Source organism: Nocardioides xinjiangensis, assembly GCF_017916455.1.
In the GTDB taxonomy this organism is placed as follows: domain Bacteria; phylum Actinomycetota; class Actinomycetes; order Propionibacteriales; family Nocardioidaceae; genus Nocardioides; species Nocardioides xinjiangensis.
Window position 1 is genome coordinate 1 of the sequence record NZ_JAFMSY010000004.1, and the last position, 13,847, is coordinate 13,847.

Here is a 13,847-nt window from a genome sequence, read left to right on the forward strand (position 1 = left end):
AGCGGGCAGCCGTCGCCGGCGATGGGCTCCTCGTGCTCGCACGACGGCACGGTGAACGTCGCGGCGGAGTGGATCGACTCCGGCGGGTGGAGGTCGGCCCACCGGGCCGCGAGGTCGAGCTGGTCGGCAGCTGCGCGGTTCTCGGCCGCGCGGCGCTCGCGGACCGCGGACAGCAGCTCGGCGGCGGTGAGGTCCTCCACCTCAGCCTCGGATGCCGCCAACCGCTCGATCATGTGTTCGATTCTAGGTGCCGCCACCGACAGCGGTCATGTCCTCGGCGACGTCTGTGGAACGTCGCCGCGCCCGCCCCTCGTCGGCTGCTTCGCCCACTGGACGGCGCGCCAGGGCTCGCCCTCAGCAGGCGCTCGCCTGCGCCACCAGGCGCAGCTGGCGGCGGCGGTGGTTGACCGCCTCCACGGTGAAGATCGCGAGCGCGACCCACACCAGCCCGAAGCCGATCCAGCGACTGGCGGGCATGGGCTCGTGGAACACCAGGAGGCCGAGGGCGAACTGGATCGTCGGCGCGAGGTACTGCAGCAGGCCCAGCGACACCATCGACACGCGGATCGCGGCCGCACCGAAGAGCATGAGCGGGACCGCGGTGATGATGCCGGTGGTGGTGATCAGCAGCGCGTGCCCCACGCCGTGGCTGCCGAAGTTCGACCGCCCGTCGGCGACCAGCCACAGCACGTACGCCGCCGCGACCGGCGCCAGGACCAGGGTCTCGAGCGTGATGCTCTCGACCGCGTCGACGGCCGCCTGCTTCTTGAGCAGGCCGTAGGTCCCGAAGCTGAAGGCGAGCACGAGCGCGACCCACGGCGGTCGTCCGTAGTCGAGGGCGAGGACGACGACCGCGACGAACGCGATCGCCATCGCCGTCCACTGGAGGCGGCGGAGCCGCTCGCCGAGGACCAGGACGCCCATGAGCACGGTGACCAGGGGGTTGATGAAGTAGCCGAGCGACGTCTCGACGACGCGGCCGTTGTTGACGCCCCAGATGTAGCCGCCCCAGTTGACCGAGATCACGACGGCCGCGCCACTGATCAGCAGCACCTTCCGGCGATCGCGCAGCACCGACCGGAGCTGGCCGACGCGTCGCCACAGGACCAGGACGAGCGCCATCGTCACGAGCGACCAGAGGATCCGGTGCGCCAGCAGCTCGATGGCCCCGGCCGGCTCCAAGATCGTCCAGTAGAGCGGGAAGACACCCCAGAGGACGTAGGCCAGGGCGCCGACGATCAGTCCGCGACGGCTATCTGGCACTCCGGGAGTCTAGGGCCGCGTCCTCGCCTACGATGGAGCGGTCCCGGGGTTGGGACCCGGGACCCAGTCATCGTCTCTCGAGGGGGAAACACCATGCGGACCTTCCGCGTCCTGGCGGCGTTCGTCGCCGCGCTGCTCGTCTCCGGTGCGCTCAGCACGGGCGCCACAGCCGGCTCGCTGCCCAAGCGCATCATCGACGAGGTCCCGCCGGCCACCAAGCAGGTCTCCTACAACGCCTTCAAGCTCAAGGGCACGGTCATGGAGCCGCAGGTCGACGGCACCCTGCTGCCGTACGCCAACCAGAAGGTGAAGATCCTCAAGAAGAAGTGCGGCAGCTGCAAGTGGAAGACGGTCAAGAAGATCAAGACCAACGACGCCGGCGTGTTCAAGACCCGCATCTACGCCCCGGAGAAGGGCCGCTGGAAGTGGCGCTCGAAGGTCGACCACTCCAACGGCTACGGCAACACCAAGGGCCGGGTCTGGACGCTCTACTTCCGCTGAGCGCCGCTCACCACCCCACCTGCATGACCTCGACGATCAGATGATCGTCCAGGTGTCGCCACCGCCGATCAGCGCCGCCAGACGAGCGGCGCGGTCGGCGGTGGCGTCGTCTCCGGCGCCGATCGCCGACGTGGTGGAACCCATGGCGGTGGCCACCTGCTGGCGGGCCTGGTCGTCATACGTCGGGCGCTCGACCTGCCGGAAGATGCCGATCGGCGAGGTGTTCAGGTAGCCCGCGTCGGTGAGGCGGGAGATCGCGAACGCCATCGTCGGGTCGGGGTTGTGCGCGTCGTGCACGAGGATGTCGGCCGCGTCCACGTCGGCGGTGGCGACGACCGTGACGCCCCCGCTCGCGGCGTCGCGCACCAGCGCCTTGGAGCCGTCGACGCCGAAGGTGATCGGCTGGCCGTGGACGAGCGGGATGATCGCGTCCGCCCGCGTGTCGGGGGACTTGATCGCGTCGAACGCGCCGTCGTTGAAGATCGGGCAGTTCTGGTAGATCTCGACCAGCGACGTGCCGCGGTGCGCGGCCGCGGCGGCCAGCACGCTGGTGAGGTGCTTGCGGTCGGAGTCGATGGTCCGGGCCACGAACGACGCCTCGGCGCCCAGGGCGAGCGACACCGGGTTGAACGGGTGGTCCAGCGAGCCCATCGGCGTCGACTTGGTGACCTTGCCGGTCTCCGACGTGGGGGAGTACTGACCCTTGGTGAGCCCGTAGATCCGGTTGTTGAACAGCAGGATCGTCATGTTGACGTTGCGGCGCAGCGCGTGGATCAGGTGGTTGCCGCCGATCGAGAGGGCGTCGCCGTCGCCGGTGACGACCCAGACCGAGAGGTCCTCACGGGCCGTCGCGATGCCGGTCGCGATCGACGGCGCGCGGCCGTGGATCGAGTGCATGCCGTAGGTGTCGAGGTAGTAGGGGAACCTCGAGGAGCAGCCGATGCCCGAGACGAAGACGATGTTCTCGCGCCGCAGGCCGAGGTCGGGCAGGAAGGACTGCACGGCCTTCAGCACGGCGTAGTCACCGCAGCCCGGGCACCAGCGCACCTCCTGGTCGGAGGTGAAGTCCTTGCCGGTCTGCGGCTGGTCGGCCGCCGGCACCAGCTCGGTGCCGGAGCGGAGGCCGGGGAGGCCGAGGTCGGTCGTCATCAGATGTGCTCCTTCTGGCTGGGCTCGCCCCACACGCCCAGGTCGATCTCGGTGCCCTCGGCCTGGCCCACCAGCTCGCCGATCGCGTGGGCGAGCTCGGTGGCCTTGAGGGGCAGTCCGCGGACGTGGTTGTAGCCGACGGCGTCGACGAGGTACTTCGCGCGCAGCAACAGCGAGAGCTGGCCGAGGTTCATCTCCGGCACGAGCACCTTGTCGTAGCGCTTGAGGACCTCGCCGAGGTTGCTCGGGAAGGGGTTGAGGTGGCGCAGGTGCGCCTGGGCGACGTGGTAGCCGGCCTTGCGCACGCGGCGCACGCCGGCGCCGATCGGGCCGTAGGTCGACCCCCAGCCGAGGACGAGCACCTTCGCCTCGCCCGACGGGTCGTCGACCTCGACCAGTGGGATCGAGTCGGCGATGCGGTCGACCTTGGCCTGGCGGGTGCGGACCATAAAGTCGTGGTTGCCGGGGTCGTAGGAGATGTTCCCGTGGCCGTCGCCCTTCTCGAGACCGCCGATGCGGTGCTCGAGGCCAGGCGTGCCGGGGATGGCCCACGGGCGGGCCAACGTCTGCTCGTCGCGCAGGTAGGGCCAGAACTCGGCCTCGTCACCCTCGCCGTGGTTCTTCTCGGTCGCGAAGGCCGGGTCGATCACGGGGAGCTCGTCGATCGCCGGCACCCGCCACGGCTCGGAGCCGTTGGCGAGGTAGCCGTCGGAGAGCAGCAGCACCGGCGTGCGGTAGGTGACGGCGATCCGGGTCGCCTCCACCGCTGCGGCGAAGCAGTCGCCGGGCGACTGCGGCGCCACGATCGGCACCGGCGCCTCGCCGTTGCGCCCGTACATCGCCTGGAGCAGGTCTGCCTGCTCGGTCTTGGTCGGCAGCCCGGTCGAGGGTCCGCCGCGCTGGACGTCGACGACCACGAGCGGCAGCTCGGTCATCACCGCGAGGCCGATCGCCTCAGACTTCAGCGCCACGCCCGGGCCCGAGGTGGACGTCACGCCGAGGTGCCCGGCGTACGACGCGCCGATCGCCGCGCCGACGCCGGCGATCTCGTCCTCGGCCTGGAACGTCGTCACGCCGAAGGACTTGTGCTTCGAGAGCTCGTGCAGGATGTCGGAGGCCGGGGTGATCGGGTAGGTGCCGAGGAACACCGGGAGCCCGGACTGCACGCCGCCGGCGACGAGGCCGTAGGCCAGCGCCAGGTTGCCGGTGATGTTGCGGTAGGTGCCGGGCGGGAGGGTGGCCGGCTTGATCTCGTACTGGATCGCGAAGGCCTCGGTCGTCTCCCCGAAGTTCCACCCGGCCTTGAAGGCCGCCACGTTGGCGTCGCGGATGTCGGGGACCTTGGCGAAGCGCTTCGCCAAGAAGGTGGTCGTCGGGTCCGTCGGCCGGCCGTACATCCACGACAGCAGCCCCAGGGCGAACATGTTCTTCGCGCGGGCGGCGTCCTTGCGGGAGAGGCCGAACTCCTTGACGGCCGCGACGGTCATGCCGGTGAGGTCGACGGTGTGCACGGCGTAGTCGGCCAGGTCGTTGCCGTCGAGCGGGTTCTGCTCGTAGCCGGCCTTGGTGAGGTTGCGCGCGGTGAAGTCGTGGGTGTCGACGATGATCGTCGCGCCCTTGTGGAGGTCGCCGAGGTTGGCCCGCAGGGCGGCCGGGTTCATCGCGACGAGCACGTCGGGGGCGTCGCCGGCGGTGAGGATGTCGTGGTCGGCGAAGTGCACCTGGAACGACGAGACGCCGGGCAGCGTCCCCTGGGGCGCGCGGATCTCGGCGGGGAAGTTCGGCAGGGTCACGAGGTCGTTGCCGAAGGCGGCGGTCTCCTGGGTGAACCGGTCGCCGGTGAGCTGCATGCCGTCACCGCTGTCACCGGCGAACCGGATGACGACGCGGTCGAGCTGCTTGACCTCTTTCTGGGGTGCTACCACAAGGATCAACGATAGCCGCCGCTCCCGCGCCGATCCCGTCCTCCTGACCCGTGGGACGCGCACTCCCGCGTGGCGTGTGACAGGCATCATGCGCGGTGCGCGCGCAGCGCCGTCCGCTGGCTGCGCCTCCGTCCGGGCGCGACGGTTTGCAATCCCCCGCTCAAGCGGGGGATTGCGAACTTCCGGGGGCGTGCAGACCCCAGCAAGTTCGCAGAACCCTCGGCAAGTTCGGCCCGTGCGCGCCCGTACCTACCCGGTCGTACGGCGGCGTGGCGTCCTGAGCGGACTGCCGGACGTCGTCGCCCGACGCTCCGGCGCCGCGGTTGCCAATGCCACGAGCGGGGTGCCGCTCGGCGCGGCCGCCCGTCACCAGCCGGCCGGCCTGACTGCGAACGCAGCCCGTCGCGACACGCGCGGGACGACTTCCGGACCAATGTCAGCCAGCCTCATAAAGTCATGTATGTTACTCGACATTGCTCCCGATCTAGAAAGTCGAGTACCCCTCATGCAGAACCGTTCACGTGCCGCTCTCGCGGCTGCTCTGGTCGGGGCCCTGGCCCTGTCCGCCTGCGCGCCCGGTGGCGCAAGCGGCGCTGACGAGGACGCGGCCAACACCATCCACATCGTCGGTTTCGCCGTTCCCGAGGCCGCGAACAAGAACATCGCCACGGAGTTCGCCAAGACGCCCGAGGGCGAGGGCGTGACGTTCCAGACCTCCTACGGTCCCTCGGGCGACCAGAGCCGCGCGGTCGCCGCCGGGCTGAAGGCCGACTACGTCCACTTCTCGGTGCCCACCGACGTCACCCGGCTCGTCGACGAGGGCCTGGTCGCCGAGGACTGGGACGCCGGCGAGAACAAGGGCGTCGTGTCGCGCTCCGTCGTGGTCTTCGGGGTCCGCGACGGCAACCCGAAGAACATCAGGACGTGGGCCGACCTGGTCAAGCCGGGCGTCGAGATCGTCACCCCGAACCCGGCCTCCTCGGGCGCCGCCCGCTGGAACGCGCTCGCCGCCTACGGACAGGTGATCAGCGACGGCGGCACGGAGGAGGAGGCCACCGAGTACGTCGACAAGTTCTTCGAGAACGTCGTCTCGCTCCCCGGCAGCGGCCGCGACGCGACCACGGCGTTCCTCGGCGGCACCGGTGACGTGCTCATGGCCTACGAGAACGAGGCCATCCTCGCGGCGCAGAACGACGAGCGCTTCGAGTACATCATCCCGGACACGTCGCTGCTCATCGAGAACGCGGGCGCCATCCTCGAGGACGCCTCGGAGCCGTCGCAGGCCTGGCTGGACTTCGTCCTCTCCGACGAGGGGCAGAAGCAGTTCGCGCTGACCGGCTTCCGTCCGATCCGTGACGACGTCGACTACGGCGGCACGGTCGAGGGCGCGGCCGACCCGAGCAACCCGTTCCCGCCCGTGAAGACGCTGCTCACGGTCGACGAGGACTTCGGCGGCTGGGACGAGGTGTCCACGAAGTTCTTCGACGAGGAGGACGGCCTGATCTTCCAGGCGATCCTCGGCGCCGGTCTCTCCCTCGAGTGATCCGACCCGTCACCGCATGACCTCCACCGAGATCGCCGCGGTCCGGCCGGCGAGGACTCCTCGCCGGTCGGGCCCGCGCTCCACGCTGACGCGGTCGTCGGGCCTCGGGCTCGGCATCGCCATGATCTGGTTCAGCGCGCTGGTCCTGATCCCCCTGGCGGCCGTCGTCGTCACGGCCGTCGACGGCGGCTGGGACGTCTTCTGGTCGACCGTGACCAACGGTCAGACCGCCGCCGCTATCCGCCTCACCGTGCTCACCGCGGTCGGCGTCACCGCCGTCAACGTGGTGATGGGCCCGCTCATCGCCTGGGTCCTCGTGCGCGACCGCTTCTGGGGCAAGTCGGTGCTCGAGGTGATGATCGACATCCCCTTCGCCCTGCCGACGGTCGTCGCCGGCCTGGTGCTCCTGTCGCTCTACGGCCAGGACAGCCCGCTGGGCGTCGACGTCGCGAACACCCGGATGGCCGTCTTCCTGGCGTTCCTCTTCGTGACGCTGCCCTTCGTGGTCCGCATGGTCCAGCCGGTGCTCGAGGAGCTCGACCGCGACGTCGAGGAGGCCGCGGCCTCGCTCGGGGCCAGTCGGTTCACCACGTTCCGCCGCATCGTGCTGCCGAGCCTCGCGCCGGCCATCGCCGCCGGTGCCGCCCTGTCCTTCGCCCGCGGCGTCAGTGAGTACGGCTCGCTCGTGCTGCTGTCGGGCAACCTCCCCTTCAAGACCGAGGTCACGTCCGTGCGCATCCTGAGCAGCATCGAGAACGACAACGTCCCCGCGGCCGCCGCCGTCGCCACGGTGCTGCTGGCCATCTCGCTGGCCGTGATCGTGCTGCTCGACGTCATCCAGAGGCGGGTGGCTGCCCGTGGCTGACACCCTGGTCCACGCGGTGCCCGACCCGGCCCCCGTCGAGGAGCATCGGCGGGCCCCGCGGGTGCGCCGGACGCCCACGACGTACGTCCTCCGGTTCGTCGCGACCGCGTACCTGTTCCTCCTCGTCGCCTGGCCGGTCTCGCTGGTCGTGGTCAACACCTTCGACGACGGCTTCGGCTCGATCGGCTCGCTCCTGGCGGACCCCGACATGGTGGTCGCCCTCCAGCTGAGCGCGTACGTCGCCGTGTGGTCGGTGGTCATCAACACGCTCTTCGGCGTCGGCATCTCGCTGCTGCTGGTGCGCTACGAGTTCCCCGGCAAGCGGCTGCTCAACGCCCTGCTCGACATCCCGCTGTCGGTCTCGCCGATCGTGGTCGGCCTCGCGCTGGTCCTCGTCTACGGCGGACGCAACGGTTGGTTCGGCCCCACGCTGGCCGGGTGGGGGTTCCAGGTCATCTTCTCCACCCCCGGCATCATCATGGCCACGACCTTCGTGGCGCTGCCGTTGATGATCCGGGAGATCGTGCCGGTGCTGGAGGAGGTCGGCATCGAGCAGGAGCAGGCCGCCGAGAGCCTCGGTGCGAGCGCCGCGCAGCGCTTCTGGCGCATCACCCTGCCCTCGATCAAGTGGGGCATCGTCTACGGCGTCGTGCTGACCCTGGCGCGCTCGCTCGGCGAGTTCGGCGCGGTGAAGGTGGTCTCGGGCAACGTGCTGGGCCAGACCCGCACCGCCACCTTGGCGGTCGAGGAGAAGTACCTCAACTTCGACCCGCAGGGTGCCTATGCGACCGCCTTCCTCCTCGCCATGGTGTCGGTCGCCTGCATCGTCGTCGTCGCCATCATCCGTCCCAAGAACCACGCCTGAGCCACGCCTCGGGCCCACAGAACCCGCGAAAGGTCACCCCATGAGCATCGAAGTGACTGGGCTGAACAAGAAGTTCGGCGACTTCGTCGCGCTCGACGACGTCAACGTCACCATCCCGACCGGCCAGCTCACCGCGCTGCTCGGCCCGAGCGGCGGCGGCAAGTCGACCCTCCTGCGCATCATCGCCGGCCTGGAGAAGTCCGACACCGGCACCGTCACCATCGAGGGCGTGGACGCGACCGACCTGCCGGCGCAGAAGCGCAACGTCGGCTTCGTGTTCCAGCACTACGCGGTCTTCAAGCACATGACGGTTGCGAAGAACGTCGCCTTCGGCCTGGAGATCCGCAAGCGCCCCAAGGACGAGATCGAGCACCGGGTGCAGGAGCTCCTCAAGCTGGTGCACCTGTCCCAGTTCTCGCACCGCCTGCCGTCCCAGCTCTCCGGTGGCCAGCGCCAGCGCATGGCGCTGGCGCGCGCGCTGGCCGTGGAGCCGTCGGTGCTGCTCCTGGACGAGCCGTTCGGCGCGCTGGACGCCAAGGTCCGCAAGGAGCTGCGGGACTGGTTGCGGCGCCTGCACGACGACGTGCACGTGACCACCGTGTTCGTCACCCACGACCAGGAGGAGGCCCTCGAGGTCGCGGACGAGATCGTCGTGATCAACGAGGGCCGGGTCGAGCAGGTCGGCACCCCCGACCAGCTCTACGACGAGCCGGCCAACGACTTCGTGATGTCGTTCCTCGGCGAGGTCACCCACTTCGGTGGCGTGTCGCTGCGCCCGCACGACATCGAGCTGGAGACCTCGCCGAAGCTCGCCGGCAGCGTCGAGGGCACGGTGCACCGCCTGGTCCGCATCGGCTTCGAGGTGCGGCTCACCGTGCTCACGGTCGACGGGGACGAGGTCGCCGTGGTGGTCACGAGGGCGCACGCCCGGGCCCTCCAGCTGCGCGAGGGCAGCACCGTGTGGCTCACGCCCGCGGCCGGCGCGACCGTCGTCCCGCGGATGGCGGCCGCGGTCTGACCCGCGTCGTCGAGGCCCGAAATGGGGACCACCCCCGGCGGAGCGCCGGGGGTGGTCTCGTCGGGGTCGCGGGTCAGGCGCGAGCGTCGTGACGGTGCGCGTCGTCGTCGTAGAAGTCGCGGCTGCCCGACTTGGCCAGTCCGCGGCTCACCATGTAGCCGATGGTCAGGAGCGTGACGTAGAACCACGCCTCCTGCGCACCGAAGTCGGTGGAGTCGACCATGGCGGAGGCGATGAGCACGGCCAGCACTGCCGCCACGTAGGCGATCAGCTCGGTCGTCTTGAACGACGCCTTGGTCTCGGTCGAGAGGCGCCGAGCACCGTAGGTGGTGTTCGTGTCCCGAGCACCGGTGTTGACGTTTCCAGACATGGTTGTCTTGCCCGCTTTCATGGGATGGGGTGCCGGAGGGAGGGTCCCCTCCGGCGCTGCAGCACCGCTCGTACCCGCCGTCCAGCGGCCCATTCGGCCGACCACCCGCGCGGGTGCGACGAACGGTGTGTGGAAGCCCACTACCGTGACCCCGGTGGAGATCACCACCCGCGTCAGGTCCGGCCAGGGCGACTTCATGCTCTTCGCGATCACGCCGCCGAGGCGATCGACGCCCGCCGAGCGGCTCCCGGGAATCGCGCGTGCCACGATCGAGCGGCTGGACCACCTCGATTTCGACGGACTGATCCTCTACGACATCGACGACGAGGCGTCGCGCAACCCGGTCGAGCGGCCGTTCCCCTTCAGCCCGACCGTCGACCCGTCCGCCTACCGGGCAGAACACCTGAGGGCGTGGCGGACGCCGGCCGTCGTCTACCGGGCGGTGGGGAAGTACCAGCCGGACGAGCTGCGGAGGTGGCTCGCCGAGCAGGATCCCGAGCGGACGCTGACCGTGCTGGTCGGCGCTCCCTCCAGCAGCGCCACGGCCCCGGTGTCCCTCGCCGAGGCCCAGTTGCTGCGGGCCGAGGTCAACCCGGGGCTGCTGCTCGGAGGAGTGGCGATCCCGGAACGGCACAGCCGCCGCGAGGACGAGCACCTGCGGCTGATCGCCAAGCAGGCCGCGGGCTGCCGGTTCTTCGTGTCACAGGTGGTCTACGACCTCAACGCCGCCAAGAACCTCGTCTCCGACTACCGCTACGAGTGCCAGGCCCGCGGGTTGTCTCCCGTCCCGATCGTGTTCACGTTCTCGGTGTGCGGCTCGATGAAGACCCTCGAGTTCCTCCGCTGGCTCGGCGTCGGGGTCCCCCGGTGGATCGAGAACGACCTCCGGCACTCGACCAACCCGCTGGGTGCCTCCCTGGAGCAGGCGCAGGCGGTGGCCGTCGAGCTCATCGACTTCTGTCGCCGCCTCGGCGTGCCATTCGGGCTCAACGTGGAGAGCGTCTCGATCCGCCGCGAGGAGATCGACGCCTCCGTGGACCTCGCTGCCCGGCTGACCGCCTACCTGCGCGCGTAGTCGGGCCTGGCCGGGAGACCGCCCGCACGTGGACCGACTCGAAAGTGCCGGTGCGTTGGACGGGACGGGCCAACCGCTCCGGTTCGCCGGGTCGCGCCAGGCGGACGTCGTACGTCGGCACGCGCCCGGCTCCCGTCACGCTGGGGGAGCACAGGAGCCGTCAGTCGGTGGTCACCGGGTCGCCCGCCGTCTCGCCCTCGGCGGCCTCGGCGATCGCGCCGTCAGGAGCGGGCGCGTCACCCGCCTGGCCGCCGCTCCGTCCCAGTGCCACGGCCAGGGCCGCCGCGGCGCCGCCGACGGCCAGGCCGCCGATCGCCCACGAGGGCCCCCACTCCTCCCTGCCCAGCAGCGCGTCGACCGAGAGGTCTCCGGGACCGGCATCGATCAACGCCGTCAGGGCGGCGATGAGCACGGCGTTGTACTCCCAACCGCCCTGCGCCGCCCAGGGTCCGTTGGGCTTGTGCACCTTGTGGATCGCCGTCGCCATCGTGCCGATGAGTCCCGCCGCGGCGGCAGGAGTCGCCGCCCCGAGCACCACGAGGGCACCGCCCGCCGTCTCGGTGACCCCGGCCGCAACGGCGTTCGCCCGCGTGGGACGCATGTCGAGCGCGCCCATCATCTCCTCGGTGCCACCGAGGCCGGGCCCGCCGAACCAGCCGAAGAGCTTCTGTGTGCCGTGCCCGACGAACAGCCCGCCGATCACGGCTCGTGCCACCAGTCGTCCGACCTGCATGGGAGCCTCCTCCTCTAGGGAAGCAGGAGAAGTACCCGCGTCGGCCGCCCGTCATCCGCTGACCCGCGCTCCTCGCGAACGGGGGGAGGGCGCCGGGGCAACAGCCCCGACGCCCTCCGAGAACCCCCGTGTCAGCCCCGCTTGGAGACGACCCGCACGGTCGCCTTCGGCGACCGGGACCGCGCGAGCGTCGTGGACCCGAGGAACTTCGCTCGCACCTTGTGCTTGCCGACCCTCCACTTCGGCAGCTTGAGGGAGACTCTGCCTCCGCTCAGGGTGACCGTCCGGTAGGCCTTGCCGCCGACGTTGAGACGCACCTTGCCGTTCACCGTTGCTGCGGCGGAGGTGACCGTGACGACCGCGCGGGCGCGCTTGCCGACCTGCACGGTCGCCGGCCGGACCTCGAGCGTGGTGGTCGTCGCCGCCTTCACCACGCCCGGATCCGTGGGGGCTGGCGCCGTCGGCGTCGGCGCGGTGGGACTCGGGGTGGTCGTCGGGTCCGGCGTGGTCGCCACGATGGTGTCGCGGTAGGGGGTGAGCAGGACGGGGCCCATCAGGCCGGCGTTCTGCCAGGCGGGCATCTGGTAGTTGCTGTCCCCGGTGGACCGGACGGCGTTGAACATCGTGGTTGCGACGCGCACGACCACGGTGTTCGCGCCGGCGTCCAGGTTCCTGCCGAGGTCGATGCGGCTCCGGTCGGCTTGGTCGACCGGGACCTCGACGCCGTTGACCGTGACCGTGACGCTGTCGAGGACTGCACCGAGGTCGAGGTAGGCGCCGTCCTGACCGCTCCACGTGCGGGGCAGGTCCACCCTCGCCGTGTAGGTGCCGATGCCGGAGGACTGGCTCAGGTTGACCGGGGTGAGGATGTCGCGCCAGGACGGCAGCTTCCCGTTGTCGCCGGCGGTGATGGTGAACGGCGGCTGGTCGGTCTTCGTGGTCGTGTACTGGTTGGCACCGGGCGTCCATGTCTGCGCGTCGAGCGTCCACGTGCCGAGGGCTTGGGCCGGTGCGACCCCGGTGACGTCGGTGGTCCGCCTGATGCCGTTGGACAACGTGGTGGCGTAGCTGCCGTCGGCGGTCGCGCGGAGCACCAGGTCCTGGCGGCCTGCCGCCATGACCTCGGCGCCGTCGCCGCCGGTGACGTCGACGGCGTGCACGCGGAGGCCTGGTACCGGCGCCGCGGTGTTGCCTGCGACGGCCAGGATGACGGCGTCGTGGGCGGGCACCTCCACGGGCACGGTGACGGTGCCGTTGCCGGCGTCGGTGGTGTACCGCGCGACGGGCGTGATGGCGCCGGTCGTGGTGTCGAGCAGGTAGGGCTGACCGGAGCCCGTGAGCTCCAGCTCGGTCGCCACTGCGGCGCCGCTGCGGTTGTAGACGAAGTCGTACGTCACTCCGGATGCCTGCCGGCGGACGAGCCCGAGTGCCTCGGTGGGCCGGGTGGGAGTCACTGCGGGACGGATGCCCGCGGCGGCGAGCGCGGCCGGGAGGTCAGGCTCGGCTGCCACTCGAACCACGGACGGCTGGGCGAGGAGCTCCGCCACGACATCGGCGAGAGCGCCGCCGCCGGGCTTCGCGCCCGGGGTGGTGGTGGGAGCGTCCCCGACGACGAACAGCTTGAGGCCGTCCCTCGCCAGGGCCGCGAGGGTCCGGGCGTCGTCGACCGACATGGTGACCTGGTTGTTCAGCACCAGCGCCTTCTGGTCGGAGGTGTCACCGAAGAGGCCGCCGTCGGCCTCCACGGCCACGCCGTCGAGGAAGTCCGGGGCGACGTAGTCGTAGGTGTAGCCGGCCTTCGAGGTCGCGGAGGCGGTGCCGAGGAGGTGCTGCACGGGGCCCTGGGCTCCGACGCTGTCACCGAGCAGGCCGTACTCGTCGTAGTAGACGCCGAGGTCGACGACGGCTCGCCCCTGCTGGAGGACGAGCTGCGTGCGGGCGAGGGTGTCGTTGACCTTCGCGTAGTCGGGCCACGAGGCCTGACGGGGGCCGAACTCGTCGTTGACGTTGATGACGCCGAAGATGTCCCAGGGGTGGTAGCCCGGCCACGTCCCGCCGTCGCGACCCGAGGTGCCGACACCGGCCGGAGCGTCACGGTAGGGGTAGCCGTGCCAGACGACCTGGTTCACGCCACCGGCGTACGACTTGTACACCGAGTCGAGGAGGCCTTGGGAGTACTTGCCGCCGACCGCGGTGCCGTCACCACCCTGACCGAACTGGCCGGGGACGCTCGGGCCGGCGAGGCTGGAGCGGAACCCGCCCTGGAAGATGGCGCAACACTCGACCGAGACGACGTTGCGGCCGGCGACGTGCGCGCCGCCCGCGACGACGCGGTAGTTCTGCTCTGCGCCGAGGTTGTTCCTCGCCGCACCGAAGTTGAGCGACTCGCCCTCGGGGATGCCGGTCTCGGCGGCAGCAACGCCGGAGTGGATCGGGGTGCCGTACGCCTGGGCGCGGAAGTCGAGGCCGTGACTGCTGGCCCAGCGCTGCATGGTCTTGACGTAGCGGTGCGTGTACAGGTCCGACATGGTCGCGCGGTA

13 protein-coding genes are annotated in these 13,847 nt (G+C 70.5%); 6 read left to right on the forward strand and 7 right to left on the reverse strand.

Translation table 11 applies throughout. From position 1 onward, the window contains the following. Positions 1-233: hypothetical protein (locus tag J3P38_RS15020; protein WP_210504261.1), on the reverse strand; the 233-nt coding region annotated here is incomplete at its 3' end. A gap of 121 nt (positions 234-354) precedes the next feature. Beyond that, positions 355-1,263 (reverse strand): EamA family transporter RarD, encoded by a 909-nt coding sequence (gene rarD / locus J3P38_RS15025; RefSeq protein WP_210439780.1) that lies wholly within the window; start codon positions 1,261-1,263, stop codon positions 355-357. A gap of 93 nt (positions 1,264-1,356) precedes the next feature. On the opposite strand from rarD, the gene J3P38_RS15030 reads away from it, so the two are divergent. Beyond that, positions 1,357-1,764, forward strand: coding sequence for a hypothetical protein (locus J3P38_RS15030; protein WP_210504262.1), 408 nt, complete (start codon positions 1,357-1,359; stop codon positions 1,762-1,764). Positions 1,765-1,800: 36 nt separating this feature from the next. Here J3P38_RS15030 and J3P38_RS15035 read toward each other — a convergent pair whose 3' ends face one another. Together J3P38_RS15035 and J3P38_RS15040 are read right to left on the reverse strand one after the other, a co-directional pair. Then, a complete protein-coding gene (locus J3P38_RS15035; protein WP_210439782.1) occupies positions 1,801-2,913 on the reverse strand; it encodes a 2-oxoacid:ferredoxin oxidoreductase subunit beta in 1,113 nt (370 codons plus the stop codon). Next, positions 2,913-4,838, reverse strand: coding sequence for a 2-oxoacid:acceptor oxidoreductase subunit alpha (locus J3P38_RS15040; RefSeq protein WP_307807938.1), 1,926 nt, complete (start codon positions 4,836-4,838; stop codon positions 2,913-2,915). Before J3P38_RS15040 ends, J3P38_RS15035 begins: the two co-directional genes overlap by 1 nt. A gap of 505 nt (positions 4,839-5,343) precedes the next feature. On the opposite strand from J3P38_RS15040, the gene J3P38_RS15045 reads away from it, so the two are divergent. The 4 genes from J3P38_RS15045 to J3P38_RS15060 are packed head-to-tail and all read left to right on the forward strand — an operon-like array spanning position 5,344 to position 9,129. After that, on the forward strand, positions 5,344-6,381 hold the full coding sequence (locus tag J3P38_RS15045; protein ID WP_210504263.1) for a sulfate ABC transporter substrate-binding protein: 1,038 nt from the start codon (positions 5,344-5,346) through the stop codon (positions 6,379-6,381). A gap of 16 nt (positions 6,382-6,397) precedes the next feature. Then, positions 6,398-7,246: a sulfate ABC transporter permease subunit CysT gene (cysT, locus tag J3P38_RS15050; RefSeq protein WP_210504264.1), complete on the forward strand. Its 849-nt coding sequence runs from the start codon at positions 6,398-6,400 to the stop codon at positions 7,244-7,246. Continuing rightward, on the forward strand, positions 7,239-8,111 hold the full coding sequence (locus tag J3P38_RS15055) for a sulfate ABC transporter permease (RefSeq protein WP_307807939.1): 873 nt from the start codon (positions 7,239-7,241) through the stop codon (positions 8,109-8,111). Before cysT ends, J3P38_RS15055 begins: the two co-directional genes overlap by 8 nt. A 40-nt stretch (positions 8,112-8,151) precedes the next feature. Continuing rightward, positions 8,152-9,129, forward strand: coding sequence for a sulfate/molybdate ABC transporter ATP-binding protein (locus J3P38_RS15060; protein WP_210439786.1), 978 nt, complete (start codon positions 8,152-8,154; stop codon positions 9,127-9,129). 73 nt (positions 9,130-9,202) lie between these two features. On the opposite strand, the gene J3P38_RS15065 is transcribed toward J3P38_RS15060, so the two are convergent. Further along, a complete protein-coding gene (locus J3P38_RS15065; RefSeq protein ID WP_210439787.1) occupies positions 9,203-9,499 on the reverse strand; it encodes a hypothetical protein in 297 nt (98 codons plus the stop codon). A 154-nt stretch (positions 9,500-9,653) separates the two neighbouring features. Here J3P38_RS15065 and J3P38_RS15070 point away from each other — a divergent pair, with 154 nt between their 5' ends. Then, positions 9,654-10,574: a methylenetetrahydrofolate reductase gene (locus J3P38_RS15070; protein WP_307807940.1), complete on the forward strand. Its 921-nt coding sequence runs from the start codon at positions 9,654-9,656 to the stop codon at positions 10,572-10,574. 160 nt (positions 10,575-10,734) lie between these two features. Here J3P38_RS15070 and J3P38_RS15075 read toward each other — a convergent pair whose 3' ends face one another. Further along, positions 10,735-11,307 carry a DoxX family protein gene (locus J3P38_RS15075; protein ID WP_210504265.1) on the reverse strand — a complete coding sequence of 191 codons (573 nt, stop codon included), beginning with the start codon at positions 11,305-11,307 and terminating at the stop codon, positions 10,735-10,737. Between the two features lie 131 nt (positions 11,308-11,438). Further along, the gene (locus J3P38_RS18165) at positions 11,439-13,835 is read right to left on the reverse strand and encodes a glycosyl hydrolase (protein WP_210504266.1); all 2,397 of its coding nucleotides are present in this window, start codon (positions 13,833-13,835) and stop codon (positions 11,439-11,441) included. Positions 13,836-13,847 lie beyond the last annotated feature (12 nt).

What these genes read in the sequence shown, in the direction of transcription:
- J3P38_RS15030 (WP_210504262.1), top strand. Translation starts at nt 1,357, where the DNA reads ATGCGGACCTTCCGCGTCCTGGCGGCGTTCGTCGCCGCGCTGCTCGTC.
- J3P38_RS15035 (WP_210439782.1), bottom strand. Translation starts at nt 2,913, where the DNA reads ATGACGACCGACCTCGGCCTCCCCGGCCTCCGCTCCGGCACCGAGCTG.
- J3P38_RS15045 (WP_210504263.1), top strand. Translation starts at nt 5,344, where the DNA reads ATGCAGAACCGTTCACGTGCCGCTCTCGCGGCTGCTCTGGTCGGGGCC.
- cysT (WP_210504264.1), top strand. Translation starts at nt 6,398, where the DNA reads ATGACCTCCACCGAGATCGCCGCGGTCCGGCCGGCGAGGACTCCTCGC.
- J3P38_RS15060 (WP_210439786.1), top strand. Translation starts at nt 8,152, where the DNA reads ATGAGCATCGAAGTGACTGGGCTGAACAAGAAGTTCGGCGACTTCGTC.
- J3P38_RS15065 (WP_210439787.1), bottom strand. Translation starts at nt 9,499, where the DNA reads ATGTCTGGAAACGTCAACACCGGTGCTCGGGACACGAACACCACCTAC.
- J3P38_RS15075 (WP_210504265.1), bottom strand. Translation starts at nt 11,307, where the DNA reads ATGCAGGTCGGACGACTGGTGGCACGAGCCGTGATCGGCGGGCTGTTC.
- J3P38_RS18165 (WP_210504266.1), bottom strand. Translation starts at nt 13,835, where the DNA reads ATGTCGGACCTGTACACGCACCGCTACGTCAAGACCATGCAGCGCTGG.